This window comes from Cellulosimicrobium funkei (genome assembly GCF_900155925.1).
GTDB classification, from domain to species: domain Bacteria; phylum Actinomycetota; class Actinomycetes; order Actinomycetales; family Cellulomonadaceae; genus Cellulosimicrobium; species Cellulosimicrobium funkei.
Map to the genome: position 1 here is coordinate 501,333 of NZ_FTMI01000001.1, position 14,878 is coordinate 516,210.

Genomic DNA, 14,878 nt, shown 5'->3' on the forward strand with positions numbered 1-14,878 from the left:
CGAGGACGCCCGGGAGGACGGGACGAGCGGGAGCCGACGGCGGGATTCCGCGCTCAGTCTAGCGGGCGCGCGCACCCGCCCGGTCGGGCGTCCGCACGGTGAGCGGGCGGGCTCAGCCGCCCGCGGTGCGGCGCTGGTCCGGGGTGCCCACGGGGATGTTGCCGTCGTGCACGTGCTTGCGCCAGGCCCGGTCGACGTGGGAGCGGCGGAACAGGAACCCGCTCACGAACGCGGCCGCGCACCAGACGGCGCCGAGCCAGAGGTCCGGCCGGGTGACGTCGTTCGAGAAGAGGACGTGGCCCAGGACAGGCCACCCGTAGAACACCGCCAGCGCGGTCCCCAGGCTGCCCAGGGTGGCGCGCCAGGGGTAGAGCGCCCCGTGGATGTCGTCGGCGACCCACCACCAGTACCGCGCGGGGAGCCGCAGGTCGAGCGACCGGTAGAGCAGCCAGCGCCCGAGCGGCGGGTGCTCGCGCCACCGCAGCGCCCACCCCGCGCGCACGAGGCCCCACGCTTCGCGGGCGCCGATGCCGCGCGGAGCGGCGCCGTCGTCCGGCTCGGGTGCCAGGTCGAGCAGGACGGCGAGCGCCTCGTCCCCGTGCAGGTCGCGCCAGCGCCGCGGGTAGGCGCGCAGCCAGAACCGCGCGGACCGCTCGTACCGGTCGGCGCCGCGCGCCCCGCGGGCACTGCGGCCGGGCTGCGCACCACCGGCACCGGCCCGCCGCCCGGTCACGCGCCGCTCCCGGCGAGACCGTCGGCGGCGCCCCGACCGGCCCCGCGGGCGAGCGACCGGCGCGCGCGCTCCGCGAGCTCGGCGAGGCGGAGGGTCTCGGCGCGGGCGGCCCGGCGCCCGTCGTCGGTCGCGCGGTAGTAGCGACGCAGCCGGCCGTCGACGACCTCCTCGCCCGTCGGCTCGACGAGACCGGCCGCGACGAGGCGGTCGAGGTTCCCGTAGAGGGTGCCCGCGCCGAGGCGGGTGCGGCCGTCGGAGAGGTCGCGCACCGACCGGATGACGGCGTAGCCGTGGAGTGGCTCCCCGCTGAGCGCGAGGAGCACGAGGTACGCCTGCTCCGTCATGCGGAACGGGGCTGAGGTGACCATGGTCGATATATATCGCCCGGCGACCTATGTGCGCAAGCGCTCGGAGTGTGTCGGAGGGTGGGGCTAGGCTCGAACACGTGTTCGAGACGCACGCTCGGGCACGGTGCGAGGGCGGGGTCGCGCCCCTTCCCCGCCCTCGCACGACACCTCGCCCGACGACGCACGGAGGCTCACCATGGACGCACCGGCAGCACCCGTCCCGATGATCGACCGCGGCCGTTCACGACCCGCGCCGGCCACCGTGGCCCGCGTCCTCGCGCGCGACAGGACGTGCGTCTTCCCGGGCTGCCGCGTACCCGCGTTCCGCTGCGACCTCGACCACGTCGTCGCCCCGCGGCCGGTCACAGGCACAGGCACGGGCACGGACGACGACACGGAGCCCGCGCACGGGGCCGACAACCTCGTCGCCCTGTGCCGCCACCACCGGGTCGTCCGGGCACGCGACGGCTGGCGCCCGGCGCTGCTCGCCGACGGGTCGGTCCGGTGGACCGCGCCGAGCGGGCACACCTACCTCCGACCCGGCACCCTGCGGACGGCGTGAGGCGTCCGGAGCGAGGCGTCAGGAGCCAGGCGTCAGGCGTCAGGCGTCAGGCGAGCGGCGATCCGGTGAGCCGCTCGTACGCCTCGAGGTAGCGCGCGCGAGTACGCGCGACGACGTCGGCCGGGATCGACGGCGGCAGGGTGTCCGCGGCGCGGTCCCAGCCCGACGCGGGCGACGTGAGCCAGTCGCGCACGAACTGCTTGTCGAAGCTCGGCTGCGCGCGGCCCGGCTCCCACTGGTCCGCGGGCCAGAAGCGCGACGAGTCGGGCGTGAGCACCTCGTCGCCGAGCACCGTCTCCCCCGTCGCCGGGTCCACGCCGAACTCGAGCTTGGTGTCCGCGAGGATCACGCCGCGATCGCGCGCGATCTCCTCGGCGCGCGCGTACACGGCGAGCGTGAGGTCGCGCAGGCGCGTGGCGTCGTCGAGGCCGATCTGCTCGGCCACGACGTCGAACGAGACGTTCTCGTCGTGCTCGCCCACGGCAGCCTTCGTCGCCGGCGTGAAGATCGGCTCGGGCAGGCGCGACCCGTCGACGAGGCCGTCGGGCAGCGGCACGCCGCAGACCTCGCCGCCCGCGCGGTACTCCACGAGGCCGGAGCCCGTCAGGTACCCGCGCGCCACGCACTCGACGGGGAACATGTCGAGGCGGCGGCAGATCATCGCGCGCCCGGCGACGACGTCCGGCACGAGGCCGTCGCCCGGCACCGCCGAGACGGCGGTCGAGACGACGTGGTTCGGCACGAGGTCGGCGAGCTGCTCGAACCACCACAGGCTGAGCTGCGTGAGCACGACGCCCTTGTCCGGGATACCGGGCGACAGCACGTGGTCGTAGGCGCTCACCCGGTCGCTCGCGACGACGAGGACGACGTCGCCCAGGGGGTGCACGCCCCCGACGGCCGGCAGGTCCGGCGTGTACAGGTCGCGCACCTTGCCGGAGTACGCGTGCGTCCAGCCGGGCAGGTCGAGCGCGGCCGTGTCGAAGGCGTCGGCCTCTCCGAGCGAGAGAGCCGAGCCGGGGTCCAGGGGTGGGTGCGTCACGGCCCCTAGTCTCGCACCGGCCCCGGCGAGGTTCGCCCACCGGTCCAGGAGCGCGCGACGTAGGGACGAAAAGTCGCTACTGTGCCTCCCAGGACGGCCGTGGGAGCGCTCTCCCGCCGCCAGGGGGCCGCACCGGAGCGACTCCTGCGGGGGCGCGTGCGCTGCTGTCCGGGCCCACCGACGGCGGCGGGCCCCATCCGCACGGAGGAGGCAACGATGCACCACCGCACGATGCACCATCGCCTGACAGCGCTAGCGGCCGGGGTGGGGGTGGTCGTCGCGAGCGTGGGCCTCGCGACGACCGCGCACGCGGACGCTCTCGGTCCCGCGGGCGCGCCCCTGTCCGCACCGAGCCCGAGCCCGTCACCGACGACCGCGAGCCCCGCCGCCCCCGCCCCCGACGACCTGTCGGAAGGGCAGCTCCGCGCTCTCGAGCGCGACCTGGGGCTCGATGCCGCGGACGTCGCCGACCGGCTCGCGCTCGACGCCGCGACGGCCACCGTCGAGCGCGCACTGAGCGACGGTCTCGGGACGGCGTACGCCGGCACGTGGGTCGACGCCGAGGCGGGCGCCCCCGTCGTCGCCGTGACCGACCCGGCGGCGGTCGCCGACGTCGAGGCGGCCGGCGCGACGGCCGTCGTCGTGGAGCACGGCCTGGCCGAGCTCGACGACGTCGCGGCACGGCTCGACGCGACCACCACCCCCGACGCCGTCCAGGCCTGGTACGTCGACGTCACCACGAACGAGGTGGTCGTCGAGTCGCTCGACCCCGCGGCAGCGCAGGCGTTCGTCGCCGCGTCCGGGGTCGACGCAGCCGCGGTGCGCACCGAGGTCCTCGCGGCGCCGTACGAGCTCACGGCCGACGTGCGCGGCGGCGACCGCTACATCACCCGGGACCCGGGCGCGTCGTCGGGCTCGGCCTGCTCGATCGGCTTCGCCGTGCAGGGCGGCTTCGTCACGGCGGGGCACTGCGGCGCGGCGGGCAAGGAGGTGCTCACCGCGAGCTGGGCGCGCATGGGTACGGTCCAGGCGGCGTCGTTCCCCGGCCACGACTACGCGTGGGTGCGCGTCGACGCCGGGTTCTCCCCCGTCCCCCGGGTGAACAACTACGCGGGCGGCACCGTCGACGTCGCCGGCTCGGCCGAGGCGCCCGTGGGTGCGTCGGTGTGCCGCTCGGGCGCCACGACCGGCTGGCGCTGCGGCGTCATCGAGCAGAAGAACATCACCGTCAACTACGGCAACGGCGACATTCCCGGCCTCGTGCGCGGCAGCGCGTGCGCGGAGGGCGGCGACTCGGGCGGGTCGGTGATCTCCGGCAACCAGGCGCAGGGCGTCACGTCGGGCCGCATCAACGACTGCTCGAACGGCGGCAAGTTCATCTACCAGCCCGTCAACCCCATCCTGTCGGCCTACGGACTGTCGCTCGTGACCACGGGCGGCGGGTCGGGCAGCGCGCTCGTCGGGCTCGCGGGCAAGTGCATCGACGTCCCCGGGTCCGACTTCAGCGACGGCAAGCGCCTCCAGCTGTGGACGTGCAACGGGTCGAGCGCGCAGCGCTGGACGTTCGAGGCCGACGGCACCGTCCGCGCGGGCGGCAGGTGCATGGACGTCGCGTGGGCGGCCACGGCCGACGGCACGGCGCTCCAGCTCGCGAACTGCAGCGGCAACGCGGCCCAGAAGTTCGTGCTCAGCGGCGCGGGCGACCTCGTGTCGGTGCTGGCGAACAAGTGCGTCGACGTGCCGAGCAGCAACAGCGCCGACGGCACCAAGCTGCAGATCTGGACGTGCAACGGCACCGCGGCCCAGAAGTGGCGCCGCGCCTGACGCCTCGCCCCTGAGGTGCTGCGCACGGCACGGCGGTCGCTCCCCGCGGAGAACGACCGCCGTGCCGTGCTCGACGGCGGAGTGTCAGCGCGCGAGCGTGACCTCGCCCGCGGCGGCCCTCGCCGCGATGTCGGTGCGGTGGTGCGAGCCGGGGAGCACGATGCGGTCGACCGCCGCGTACGCACGGCGGCGCGCCTCGGCCAGGTCCGCGCCGCGCGCCACGACCGACAGCACGCGGCCGCCCGAGGCGACCAGGCCGCCGTCGTCCGCGCGCGACGTGCCCGCGTGCAGCACGTGCACGCCCTCCACGCCCTCTGCCGCGTCGATCCCCGTGATCGGGTCGCCGCCGCGGACGGCGCCCGGGTAGCCGTGCGCCGCGACGACGACGGTGACCGACGCGTCGTCGTGCCAGCGCAGCGGGCCGACCTCGGCGAGCCGCCCCTGCGCCGCCGCGAGCATGACCGCGGACAGCGGCGTCGCGAGGCGCGTGAGCACGGACTGCGTCTCCGGGTCGCCGAAGCGCGCGTTGAACTCGACGACGCGCGTGCCGCGGCTCGTCAGCGCGAGGCCCACGTAGAGCACGCCGACGAACGGGGTGCCGCGGCGCGCCATCTCGTCGATCGTCGGCTGCGCGACGCGCGTGACGACCTCCTCGACCAGGCCCTCGGGCGCCCACGGCAGCGGGCTGTACGCGCCCATGCCGCCCGTGTTCGGGCCCGCGTCGGCGTCGAACGCGCGCTTGAAGTCCTGAGCGGGCGCGAGCGGCACGACCGTCGCGCCGTCGCTCACGCAGAAGAGGGAGACCTCGGGACCGTCGAGGTACTCCTCGACGACGACGCACGGGTCCTCGGGCGTGCCGTCCGCCGCGCGGCGGGGCGTCGCGAAGCACGCGGCGGCGTGCTCGAGCGCGGCCTGGCGGTCCTCCGTGACGACGACGCCCTTGCCCGCGGCCAGGCCGTCGTCCTTGATGACGTAGGGCGCGCCGAACGCGTCGACGGCGGCCGCGACCTCGTCGACGTCGGTGCACACGTGCGCGAGCGCCGTGGGGACCGACGCGGCGGCCATGACGTCCTTCGCGAACGCCTTGGACCCCTCGAGCCGCGCGGCCTCGGCGCTCGGCCCGAACACGGGGACGCCGGCCTCGCGCACCGCGTCCCCGACGCCGGCGACGAGCGGCGCCTCCGGGCCGACGACGACGAGTTCGACGCCCAGGTCCGTCGCGAGCGCGGCCACCGCGGCGCCGTCGTCCTGGTCCACCGCGTGCAGCGTGGCGAGGTCCCCGATGCCCGGGTTCCCCGGGGCGGCGTGCAGCTCGTGGCGCTCCGCGCCCGGGCGGTCGGCCTCGTGCGCGAGGGCGTGGACGATGGCGTGCTCGCGGGCACCGGTCCCGACGACGAGGATCTTCACGGGCGCCGAGTCTACCGAGACGGCCCGGACGCCCCGCGGGGCGTCCGGGCCGTGGTCGGCGGGCGTCGTCGGCTCAGTGGATCAGGTCGTGGCGCGGGATGATCGCGTCGCGGCTCGGGCCCACGCCGATCGCGGAGATCCGCGTGCCCGACATCTCCTCCAGCGCGTGCACGTAGCGCTGCGCGTTGACCGGCAGGTCGTCGAACGTGCGGGCGCCGGAGATGTCCTCCCACCAGCCGTCGAGCTCCTCGTAGATCGGCTTCGCGTGGTGGAACGCCGTCTGGTCGAGCGGCATCTCGTCGTACCGGACGCCGTCCACGTCGTACGCGACGCAGACCGGGACCTTCTCGAAGCCGGTGAGGATGTCGAGCTTGGTGAGCACCATGTCGGTGATGCCGTTGACGCGGGTCGCGTAGCGCGCGATCACCGAGTCGTACCAGCCGCAGCGGCGCGCGCGGCCCGTCGTCACGCCGTACTCGCCGCCCTGCTTGAGCAGGTACTCGCCGTTCGCGTCGAACAGCTCGGTCGGGAACGGGCCCTCGCCCACGCGCGTCGTGTACGCCTTGATGACGCCGATCACGGAGCTGATGCGCGTCGGCCCGACGCCCGAGCCCGTGAGCGCGCCGCCCGCGGTCGCGTTGGACGACGTGACGAACGGGTACGTCCCGTGGTCGACGTCGAGCATGGTGGCCTGCCCGCCCTCGAAGAGGACGTTCTTGCCCGCGTCGAGCGCCTTGTTCAGCTCGAGCGCCGTGTCCGCCACCATCGGCTTGAGCCGGTCGGCGTACTGCAGCAGCTCGGCCACGGTCTCGTCCACCGTGATCGCGCGGCGGTTGTAGACCTTCACCAGCAGGTGGTTCTTCTGGTCGAGCGAGCCCTCGATCTTCTCCGCGAGGATCTTCTCGTCGAACAGGTCCCAGATGCGGATGCCGACGCGGTTGATCTTGTCCGCGTACGCCGGCCCGATGCCGCGGCCCGTCGTGCCGATGCGGCGCTTGCCGAGGAACCGCTCGCTCACCTTGTCGATCGTGCGGTGGTAGCCCGCGATGACGTGCGCGGAGCCCGAGACGAGCAGGCGCGAGACGTCGACGCCGCGCGAGATCAGGTCGTCGAGCTCCTGGAACAGCACCTCGATGTCGACGACGACACCGTTCGCGATGACCGGCGTGACCCCCGGGGACAGGATGCCCGACGGCAGCAGGTGGAGCGCGTACTTCTCGTCCCCGATGACGACCGTGTGGCCGGCGTTGTTGCCGCCGTTGAACTTGACCACGTAGTCGACCCGGGACCCGAGGAGGTCGGTCGCCTTGCCCTTGCCCTCATCGCCCCACTGGGCACCGACGAGCACCACGCCTGGCATGGAATCCCCACTTTCGCGCTGCCTGTTCCTCGGGCCGGTCATGGTCGTGGGCGCGCACCGACGTCCGGAGCGGAGCGGGCACGCGTGCCCGACGGCGCCGGGCCCGCGGGCCCGAGGCGTCACCCGGGCGGCAGAGACCCGGGGACCGGCGCCGAGTTTACCGGGCGGATGACGGAAATTGACCTTCGAGGCGTCTATCGACCGCGTCACGCCCGGGATGGGCAGAATGGCCTCATGAGCGACACCCACCCGAACCTCCTCGACGGCCCCGCACCCGTCCGCCTGCCCGACGACTACGCGCACGTCCGCGACGCCATCGCGGCCGACGGCGACCCGTACGAGATCGCGGGCCGCTCGCCCGCGAGCTCGCTCGCGTGGGCCTACCTCGCCGAGGACTTCCTCCACGAGAACGGCTCGCGCGGCGCGGTGACGGCCTACGCGTTCGCGCGCACCGGCTACCACCGCGGGCTGGACTCCCTGCGGCGCGCCGGCTGGCGCGGCCAGGGACCGATCCCGGCCGACCACGTGCCGAACCAGGGCTTCCTGCGCGCGCTCCTGGCCCTCGCCGAGTGCGCCGCGTACCTCGGCGAGGTCGAGGAGGCGGAGCGCTGCGAGCAGTTCCTGCGCGACTCCGGGACCTCGGCCGACGAGGTGCGCGCGCTGCGCTGACCGGCCGCGCGTCCGCCCGGCGACCACCGGGTGGGCGCGCGACGCACCCGGGCGGCGTCTAGAGTCGTGGGCATGATCGAGATCGCCACGTCCCCCGCGACGACGACCCTCGTCATCGCCGGAGACCTCGATCTCGCCGAGCGCGACCAGTTCCCGGAGATCGCTGCACGCGTCGTCGGGCTGCGCCGTCAGCTCCTCGTCATCGACATGTGCCGCGTGACGTTCATGGACTCCACCGGCGCGGCGTTCCTCATCTCGCTCGCCGACGCCGGTCGCAAGCGCGGCGGTGCGACGGTGCTGCGCGGCTGCGACGACCGCGACCTGTTCGTGCTCGAGGTGTGCGGCGCGCTCGAGCTGTTCCGCATCGACAACGACCACCGCTGCGAGCCCGCGACGCCCCCGTCCGGCTTCGCCAAGGTCGAGCCCCCGGCCTGACGCCCGCGGGGCGTCCTAGCGCCCCGAGGGTCGCAGGGTTGCCCACACGAGCTTGCCCGACGCCGTCGGGCGCCACCCCCAGTCGGCGAGCCGCTCGACGATCTGCATGCCGAAGCCGCCCATGCGGTTCGGGTGCCCGTCCGTGGGGACGGGGGGCGCCGGGTTGGAGTCCTCGACCTCGACGCGGATGCCGTCGCCCGTGTCGAACAGGCGCAGCGCGAGGTGGCCCCAGCCGTGCAGCACGCCGTTCGCGACGAGCTCCGAGACGACGAGCTCCGCGTTGGCGCTCTCCCGCACGCCCCACGCCTGGCACGTGCGCACGACGGCGTGCCGCGCACGCCCGATCGACGCCGGCTCGCTCGGCAGGAGCCAGCGGCGGCTGCGCGGGCTGAGCACGACGGCGGACGCGTCCCGCTGCGGGTCGGGGATGCGCACGACGACGAGCGCGACGTCGTCCTCGGGGGCGTCGGCCAGGCGCGACAGCAGCTCCTCGCCCACGCCCGCGGCGTCGACGGCCGTGACCGCCTCGGACGCCGCGACGAGCGCCTCGAGCCCGACCCGCAGGGCGCGGTCGCGGCGCTCGATGAGGCCGTCGGTGTAGAAGACGAGCGTGTCGCCCGGCAGGAGCGTCGCGACGCCCGTCGAGCGGCTGCGGCCGCCGAAGCCGACGAGCGCTCCCCCGGCGTCGTCGAGCTGCGTCACGGTGCCGTCGCGCAGCAGGAGCGGCGGCAGGTGGCCGGCGCGCGAGTACTCGATCCGCCACGTGTCCTCGGGCTGCGCGGCGTCCGGCTGCGTGAGCGCCGCGTACACGAGGCTCGCGGAGCGCGGGATGCGCATGCCCTGGACGAGCTGGTCGACGCGCTCGAGCACGGGGCCGGGCGTCGTGAGCTCGTACGCGTACGAGCGCACCACCGAGCGCAGCTGGCCCATCGCGGCCGCGGCCTCGACGTCGTGCCCCACGACGTCGCCGATGACGAGGCCGACGACGTCCGGCGCGATCTGCAGGACGTCGTACCAGTCGCCGCCCACCTGGGCGTGCTCGGAGTTCGGCGCGTAGTACGTCCACACGTCGAGGCCCGTGACGTCGGCCTGCTCGGGGAGCATCGCGCGCTGGAGCGTCTCGGCGAGGCGGTGCTCGCGCGCGTACAGGCGCACGTTGTCGATCGCGGTGCCGGCGCGGCGGGCGATGACCTGCAGCAGCGTGCGCACGCCCTCGCGGGCCTCCGCGTCGGTGCCGAACCCTTGCGGCGGCGTGTCGGGCAGGTCTCCCGTGACGAGCAGGCCGAGGATGCGCCGGCGCCCCGGGACGGCGGACACCGTCACGGACCCCGGCCGCCGGGGCAGCCCGGAGAGCCGGTGGTGGAGGTCGCGCTGGAGCCAGCCCGACGCGGACCACTGCGGGTACGTGGCGGAGAGGTCGAGCGTCACCGGCCCCTCGATGCGCCCGTCGAGCACGTCCTGGACGCGGTCGGGCACGTCCACGCGGACGCGCGGCACCGAGCCGGTGACGGAGGCCGAGTCGCCGAGCGCGTCGGTCGCGTGCACGCCCGGGGCCAGGGGCAGGACGCCGGGCGTGTAGCGGCCGTGCCGCTGGCCGCGCCCGCTCGGGGGCGCCGCCGTGTCGACGCCCTCCGCGTACCGCAGCCCGTCGTCGTTGAGGTAGAAGCCCGCCCAGTCGACGACGTACCCCGCGAGCAGCGCCGTGATGTCGCGCAACGCGTACGGCTGGTCGAGGTCGGCGAGGAGGTCGGAGCTGCGGGAGACGACGTCGAGCACCGCGCGCTCGCGCCGCTCGAGCGCGAGCGACGCGACCTGGGCCGCGTACCGGTCGAGGTGCTCGGAGACGTCGACCTGCGCACCGACCCAGTGGGTCACCGTGCCGTCCGGGCCGGTGAGGGGCGCGAGCGAGAGCTGCGTCCACACCGCGACCCCGTCGCGCCGGAAGGTGCGCACGGTGTAGGTGAGCTCGCGCTCGTCGGCCACGGCGGCGCGGAGCTGCTGGGCGTCGACGGGGTTCGCGAGGAGCGACTCGAGGACCTGGGGGCTGCGGCCGAGCACCTCGGCGGCGGTGAACCCGGTCTGCCGCTCGAACGCGCGGTTGACCCAGACGATCGGCATCTCCGCCGACCGCGGGCCCGTGACGAACATCGCGACCCCGGTGGCGTCCATCGCGCGTGTGCACAGTTCCTGGACGTGCGCGGGCAGGTCGGTGCCGAGCCCCGGCGAGCTGCCCATCGTCACCTCCGACGGTCCGAGCGTCGATCGTCTGGAAACGGACGCCACGGTCGCGTTACTGTCCCGACTGGACATTCAACCGTAGATTGGTGCTTCCCGAGACCGGAACCGGTCCGGACCACGCCAGAGAGGAGCGCCGGTGCGCGAAGGTACACCCCCGGCCGCAGACCGCCCGGTCGGCGTCGCCGGCGACCCCGCAGGAGCGGGCGACCCCGCGAGCGTGCACGTCATCGTGGGTACGACGCGAGCCCGCATCGTGCTCTCGGGCGAGATCGACGCCGACCTCGGCGCCGACCTCCAGGAGGCGACCGCCGCGGCGGAGGACTCCGGCCTGCCCGTCGAGATCGACGCCCACCACGTGACCTTCATGGACTCGTCCGGTGTGGCGTTCCTCGCACGTCTCGCGTCGCGCGGCCCGCACCGCGTGCGCGTCCTCCGCGCCCCGCCCACGGTCCGGTTCCTGCTCGAGGTGACCCGCATCGGCGAGCTGCTCGACATCGTCGACGTGGACCCCGGCTTCGACCTCGACGAGCCTCCCGGCAACGGCGCGGGCACCACCGACTGATTCCCGTGGCCGCCTGACGCCCGTCGTCGGGCGCGCCCGCGGCCGCAGCACGACGAAGGCCCCCGGTCCTCACGGACCGGGGGCCTTCGTGCGACGCGGGCCCGGAGCGGACGCCGGGCCGTGCGGCGTCAGCGGATCTTGTTGCCCGCGGAGCGCAGCTGCTGCGACGCCTCGATGATGCGCGCGGCCATGCCGGCCTCGGCCAGCTTGCCCCAGGCGCGCGGGTCGTAGGCCTTCTTGTTGCCGACCTCGCCGTCGATCTTCAGGACGCCGTCGTAGTTCGAGAACATGTGCCCGACGACGGGGCGCGTGAACGCGTACTGCGTGTCGGTGTCGATGTTCATCTTGATGACGCCGAAGTCCACCGCCGCCGAGATCTCCTCGGCCGTGGAGCCGGAGCCGCCGTGGAAGACCAGGTCGAACGGGTTCTCCTTGCCGACCTTCGCGCCGACGGCCTCCTGGATCTCCTTGAGGATCTCCGGGCGGAGCTTGACCGCACCCGGCTTGTACACGCCGTGCACGTTGCCGAACGTGAGGGCCGTCAGGTAGCGGCCCTTCTCGCCCGTGCCGAGCGCCTCGATCGTCGCGAGGCCGTCCTCGACCGTCGTGTAGAGCTTCTCGTTGATCTCGGCCTCGTGGCCGTCCTCCTCGCCGCCGACGACGCCGACCTCGATCTCGAGGATCGTGCGCGCCGCCTGCGAGAGCTCGAGCAGCTCGGCCGCGATGGTGAGGTTCTCGTCCAGGGGGACGTCCGAGCCGTCGTACATGTGCGACTGGAACGTCGGCAGGCCGCCGTTCTTCACCTGCTCGGCCTCGATGGCCAGGAGCGGGCGGACCCAGGAGTCGAGGTTCTTCTTGACGCAGTGGTCGGTGTGGATCGCGATCTGCACCGGGTAGTTCTTCGCGACCTCGCGCGCGTACGCCGCGAGCGCGAGCGAACCGGCGATGCGGTCCTTGACCGTCGAACCCGAGCCGTACTCGGCGCCGCCCACGGAGACCTGGATGATGCCGTCGGACTCGGCCTCGGCAAAGCCCTGGAGCGCGGCGGTGATGGTCTGCGACGAGGTGATGTTGACGGCCGGGTAGGCGAACGAGCCTGCCTTCGCCCGGTCGATCATCTCGGCGTAGACCTCGGGGGTTGCGATGGGCATGCGGAGCTCCTGTGGAGTCGTGCGGGGTGGACTGTCAGGTCAAAGTCTGGCATGGATGACAGCGCGAGGTCAGGGCCGTTCGACCTGTGGTCCCCGGATGACCACGCCTCTACCTCGGCGACCCCGTCGGCCCCAGGTGCTGCGCCGCCCAGGCGTGCAGGGCGATCGCGCCGGCGGCGCCGGCGTTGATCGACCGGGTCGACCCGTGCTGCGTGATGTGGAGCACCGCGCGGCACGCCTCGACCGCCTCGGGCGTCAGCCCGGCCGACTCCTGGCCGAGGAGCAGCACGCACGACGCGGGCAGCGCGTAGCCCTCGATCGGCACCGACCCCGGGACGTTGTCGACCCCGAGGAGCGGCAACCCCTCCCCCGCCGCCCAGACCGCGAGGTCCGCCACCGACGCATGGTGGTGGACGTGCAGGTAGCGGTCGGTGACCATGGCGCCGCGGCGGTTCCACCGCCGTCGCCCCACGACGTGCACCCCGGCCGCGTTGAACGCGTTGGCGGTGCGGACGACGGAGCCGATGTTCAGGTCGTGCGCCCAGTTCTCGATCGCGACGTGGAGCCGGCGGGCCGGGTCGCGGCGCGCGTCGAGGTCGGCGACGACGGCCTCGACCGTCCAGTACCGGTAGGCGTCGACGACGTTGCGGCGGTCGCCGTGCGCGAGCAGCTCGGGGTCGTACCGAGGGTCGAGCCGCGTCGCTCCGGGCGGTCCGGCGGGGTCCGGGACGCGGGGCCACGCCTCCGGGCCGCCCGGCCACGGGCCGACGCCGACCTCGCGCTCGTCCGCCTCCCGCTCGCCCGCGCTGCTCGCCATGGCGCACATTCTGCCGGGACCCGCAGGTCCGTCGTCGCCGGACCTCCACGGCGGGTCCACACCGACCGCCGGGCCACGCAGCCGCGCCCGGCTACGCTGGTGACCCGTGACCACCCTCGCCGAGCTCGCCTCCGCCCTCCCGGGAGCCGCGCACGCCGCGAGCCTCGGCGCCGCCGGACCGGTCGCCGCCCTGGGCCCCGACTGGATGGACCCGATGACGCTCATCGAGCGCTTCGGCGACGCCGCGCTCGTCGGGATCGTCGTCGTCATCTTCATCGAGACGGGCCTGCTCTTCCCGATCCTGCCGGGCGACTCGCTGCTGTTCACCGCGGGTGCGCTCGTCGCGCAGGAGTCGCTGCAGATCAGCCTGCCCGTGCTGCTCGTCCTGCTGTTCGCCGCAGCGTTCCTCGGCGACCAGACGGCGTACCTCATCGGACGCACCGTCGGGCCCAAGGTGTTCGACCGGCCCGACTCCCGGTTCTTCAAGCGCAAGTACATCGACCAGACGAACGCCTACTTCGAGAAGTACGGCGGCCGGACGATCGTCATCGCGCGGTTCGTGCCCATCGTGCGCACGTACGCCCCCGTCGCCGCGGGTGTCGGCAAGATGCACTACCGGCACTTCGTCGGCTTCAACGCGCTCGGCGCGCTGCTCTGGGCCGTCGGCCTCACGTGGCTCGGCTACCTCCTGGGGAACATCACGTTCGTCAAGGAGAACATCGAGGCGCTCGTCCTCCTCATCGTCTTCCTGTCCGTGCTGCCCATGGTCGTCGAGGTCTGGCGCGGGCGGCGGGCGGAGAAGCGGGCGGCGGCGCTCGAGGCGCAGATTGCGGCCGACGCCCAGCAGAGGACCGGGGTCGCGGAGGACGCGACCGCCGTCGGCCAGGCCGACACGGACGGGAAGGACGCCTGACATGACCCGAGAGATCACGAGCTGGCTCACCGACATGGACGGCGTGCTCGTCCACGAGGGCCACGCGATCCCCGGCGCACCGGAGTTCGTGCGCGCGCTGCGCGACAAGGGTCGGCCGTTCCTCATCCTCACGAACAACTCGATCTTCACGGCACGCGACCTGCGGGCGCGGCTCGCGACGTCAGGCATCGACGTGCCGGAGGAGTCGATCTGGACGTCGGCGCTCGCGACGGCGCAGTTCCTCACCGACCAGATCCCCCAGGGCAGCGCGTACGCCGTGGGCGAGGCCGGGCTGACGACGGCGCTCTACGAGGCCGGCTACACGCTCACCGAGTCCGACCCGGACTACGTGGTGCTGGGCGAGACGCGGACGTACTCGTTCGAGGCGATCACCAAGGCGATCCGCCTCGTGCTGGGCGGGTCGCGGTTCATCTGCACCAACCCCGACACGACCGGACCCTCGCAGGAGGGACCGTTGCCCGCCACGGGCGCCGTCGCGGCGATGATCACCTCGGCGACGGGCCGCAAGCCGTACTTCGTCGGCAAGCCCAACCCGATGATGTTCCGCTCCGCGCTCAACCGCATCGACGCCCACTCCGAGACGACCGCGATGATCGGCGACCGGATGGACACCGACGTCGTCGCGGGCATCGAGGCGGGCCTGTACACCTACCTCGTCATGACGGGCTCCACGACGATGTCCGACGTCGACCGCTACCCGTTCCGGCCGAGCAAGGTCGTCGACTCCGTCGCGGACCTCGTCGACCTCGTCTGAGGGCACGCCGGGCCGGTCCGGCCGGTCCAGCTCCCGCAGGCCCCGC

At 73.9% G+C, this 14,878-nt stretch carries 15 protein-coding genes; 7 read left to right on the forward strand and 8 right to left on the reverse strand.

The genetic code is table 11. From position 1 onward, the window contains the following. Positions 1 to 112: 112 nt before the first annotated feature. Complete coding sequence (locus tag BXA05_RS02155) at positions 113 to 733, reverse strand: hypothetical protein (RefSeq protein ID WP_076403638.1); 621 nt, start codon at positions 731 to 733, stop codon at positions 113 to 115. After that, positions 730 to 1,101, reverse strand: a complete 372-nt coding sequence (locus BXA05_RS02160) for a PadR family transcriptional regulator (RefSeq protein ID WP_076403640.1) — start codon at positions 1,099 to 1,101, stop codon at positions 730 to 732. Before BXA05_RS02160 ends, BXA05_RS02155 begins: the two co-directional genes overlap by 4 nt. 175 nt (positions 1,102 to 1,276) lie before the next feature. Here BXA05_RS02160 and BXA05_RS02165 point away from each other — a divergent pair, with 175 nt between their 5' ends. Further along, positions 1,277 to 1,642, forward strand: a complete 366-nt coding sequence (locus BXA05_RS02165) for an HNH endonuclease (RefSeq protein ID WP_076403642.1) — start codon at positions 1,277 to 1,279, stop codon at positions 1,640 to 1,642. 46 nt (positions 1,643 to 1,688) lie between these two features. On the opposite strand, the gene BXA05_RS02170 is transcribed toward BXA05_RS02165, so the two are convergent. After that, the gene (locus BXA05_RS02170; RefSeq protein WP_425291908.1) at positions 1,689 to 2,681 is read right to left on the reverse strand and encodes a phosphoribosylaminoimidazolesuccinocarboxamide synthase; all 993 of its coding nucleotides are present in this window, start codon (positions 2,679 to 2,681) and stop codon (positions 1,689 to 1,691) included. 216 nt (positions 2,682 to 2,897) lie between these two features. Between BXA05_RS02170 and BXA05_RS02175 the strand changes: the two genes are divergently transcribed. Next, complete coding sequence (locus tag BXA05_RS02175) at positions 2,898 to 4,505, forward strand: ricin-type beta-trefoil lectin domain protein (protein WP_244550361.1); 1,608 nt, start codon at positions 2,898 to 2,900, stop codon at positions 4,503 to 4,505. Positions 4,506 to 4,589: 84 nt separating this feature from the next. Here the strand turns inward: BXA05_RS02175 and purD are convergent, their stop codons facing one another. Next, entirely contained in the window at positions 4,590 to 5,912 is a 1,323-nt protein-coding gene (gene purD, locus BXA05_RS02180) for a phosphoribosylamine--glycine ligase (RefSeq protein WP_076403643.1), read from the reverse strand. Between the two features lie 73 nt (positions 5,913 to 5,985). Beyond that, a complete protein-coding gene (locus tag BXA05_RS02185; protein WP_021482868.1) occupies positions 5,986 to 7,272 on the reverse strand; it encodes an adenylosuccinate synthase in 1,287 nt (428 codons plus the stop codon). 234 nt (positions 7,273 to 7,506) lie between these two features. Between BXA05_RS02185 and BXA05_RS02190 the strand changes: the two genes are divergently transcribed. Both BXA05_RS02190 and BXA05_RS02195 read left to right on the forward strand, forming a co-directional pair. After that, positions 7,507 to 7,941 (forward strand): DUF3151 domain-containing protein, encoded by a 435-nt coding sequence (locus tag BXA05_RS02190; protein ID WP_043653884.1) that lies wholly within the window; start codon positions 7,507 to 7,509, stop codon positions 7,939 to 7,941. A 72-nt stretch (positions 7,942 to 8,013) separates the two neighbouring features. Further along, positions 8,014 to 8,376 carry an STAS domain-containing protein gene (locus BXA05_RS02195; protein ID WP_043653881.1) on the forward strand — a complete coding sequence of 121 codons (363 nt, stop codon included), beginning with the start codon at positions 8,014 to 8,016 and terminating at the stop codon, positions 8,374 to 8,376. A 15-nt stretch (positions 8,377 to 8,391) separates the two neighbouring features. Here BXA05_RS02195 and BXA05_RS02200 read toward each other — a convergent pair whose 3' ends face one another. Continuing rightward, positions 8,392 to 10,611, reverse strand: a complete 2,220-nt coding sequence (locus BXA05_RS02200) for a SpoIIE family protein phosphatase (RefSeq protein WP_061267141.1) — start codon at positions 10,609 to 10,611, stop codon at positions 8,392 to 8,394. Positions 10,612 to 10,750: 139 nt separating this feature from the next. On the opposite strand from BXA05_RS02200, the gene BXA05_RS02205 reads away from it, so the two are divergent. Continuing rightward, entirely contained in the window at positions 10,751 to 11,176 is a 426-nt protein-coding gene (locus tag BXA05_RS02205; protein WP_021482033.1) for an STAS domain-containing protein, read from the forward strand. Between the two features lie 128 nt (positions 11,177 to 11,304). Here BXA05_RS02205 and fbaA read toward each other — a convergent pair whose 3' ends face one another. Further along, positions 11,305 to 12,327: a class II fructose-bisphosphate aldolase gene (fbaA, locus tag BXA05_RS02210; protein ID WP_021482032.1), complete on the reverse strand. Its 1,023-nt coding sequence runs from the start codon at positions 12,325 to 12,327 to the stop codon at positions 11,305 to 11,307. A 109-nt stretch (positions 12,328 to 12,436) separates the two neighbouring features. Then, a complete protein-coding gene (locus tag BXA05_RS02215) occupies positions 12,437 to 13,144 on the reverse strand; it encodes a TrmH family RNA methyltransferase (protein ID WP_128957622.1) in 708 nt (235 codons plus the stop codon). A gap of 205 nt (positions 13,145 to 13,349) precedes the next feature. On the opposite strand from BXA05_RS02215, the gene BXA05_RS02220 reads away from it, so the two are divergent. Both BXA05_RS02220 and BXA05_RS02225 read left to right on the forward strand, forming a co-directional pair. Beyond that, positions 13,350 to 14,057, forward strand: a complete 708-nt coding sequence (locus BXA05_RS02220) for a VTT domain-containing protein (RefSeq protein WP_082774328.1) — start codon at positions 13,350 to 13,352, stop codon at positions 14,055 to 14,057. Position 14,058: 1 nt separating this feature from the next. Continuing rightward, on the forward strand, positions 14,059 to 14,832 hold the full coding sequence (locus BXA05_RS02225) for an HAD-IIA family hydrolase (RefSeq protein WP_021482670.1): 774 nt from the start codon (positions 14,059 to 14,061) through the stop codon (positions 14,830 to 14,832). Positions 14,833 to 14,878 lie beyond the last annotated feature (46 nt).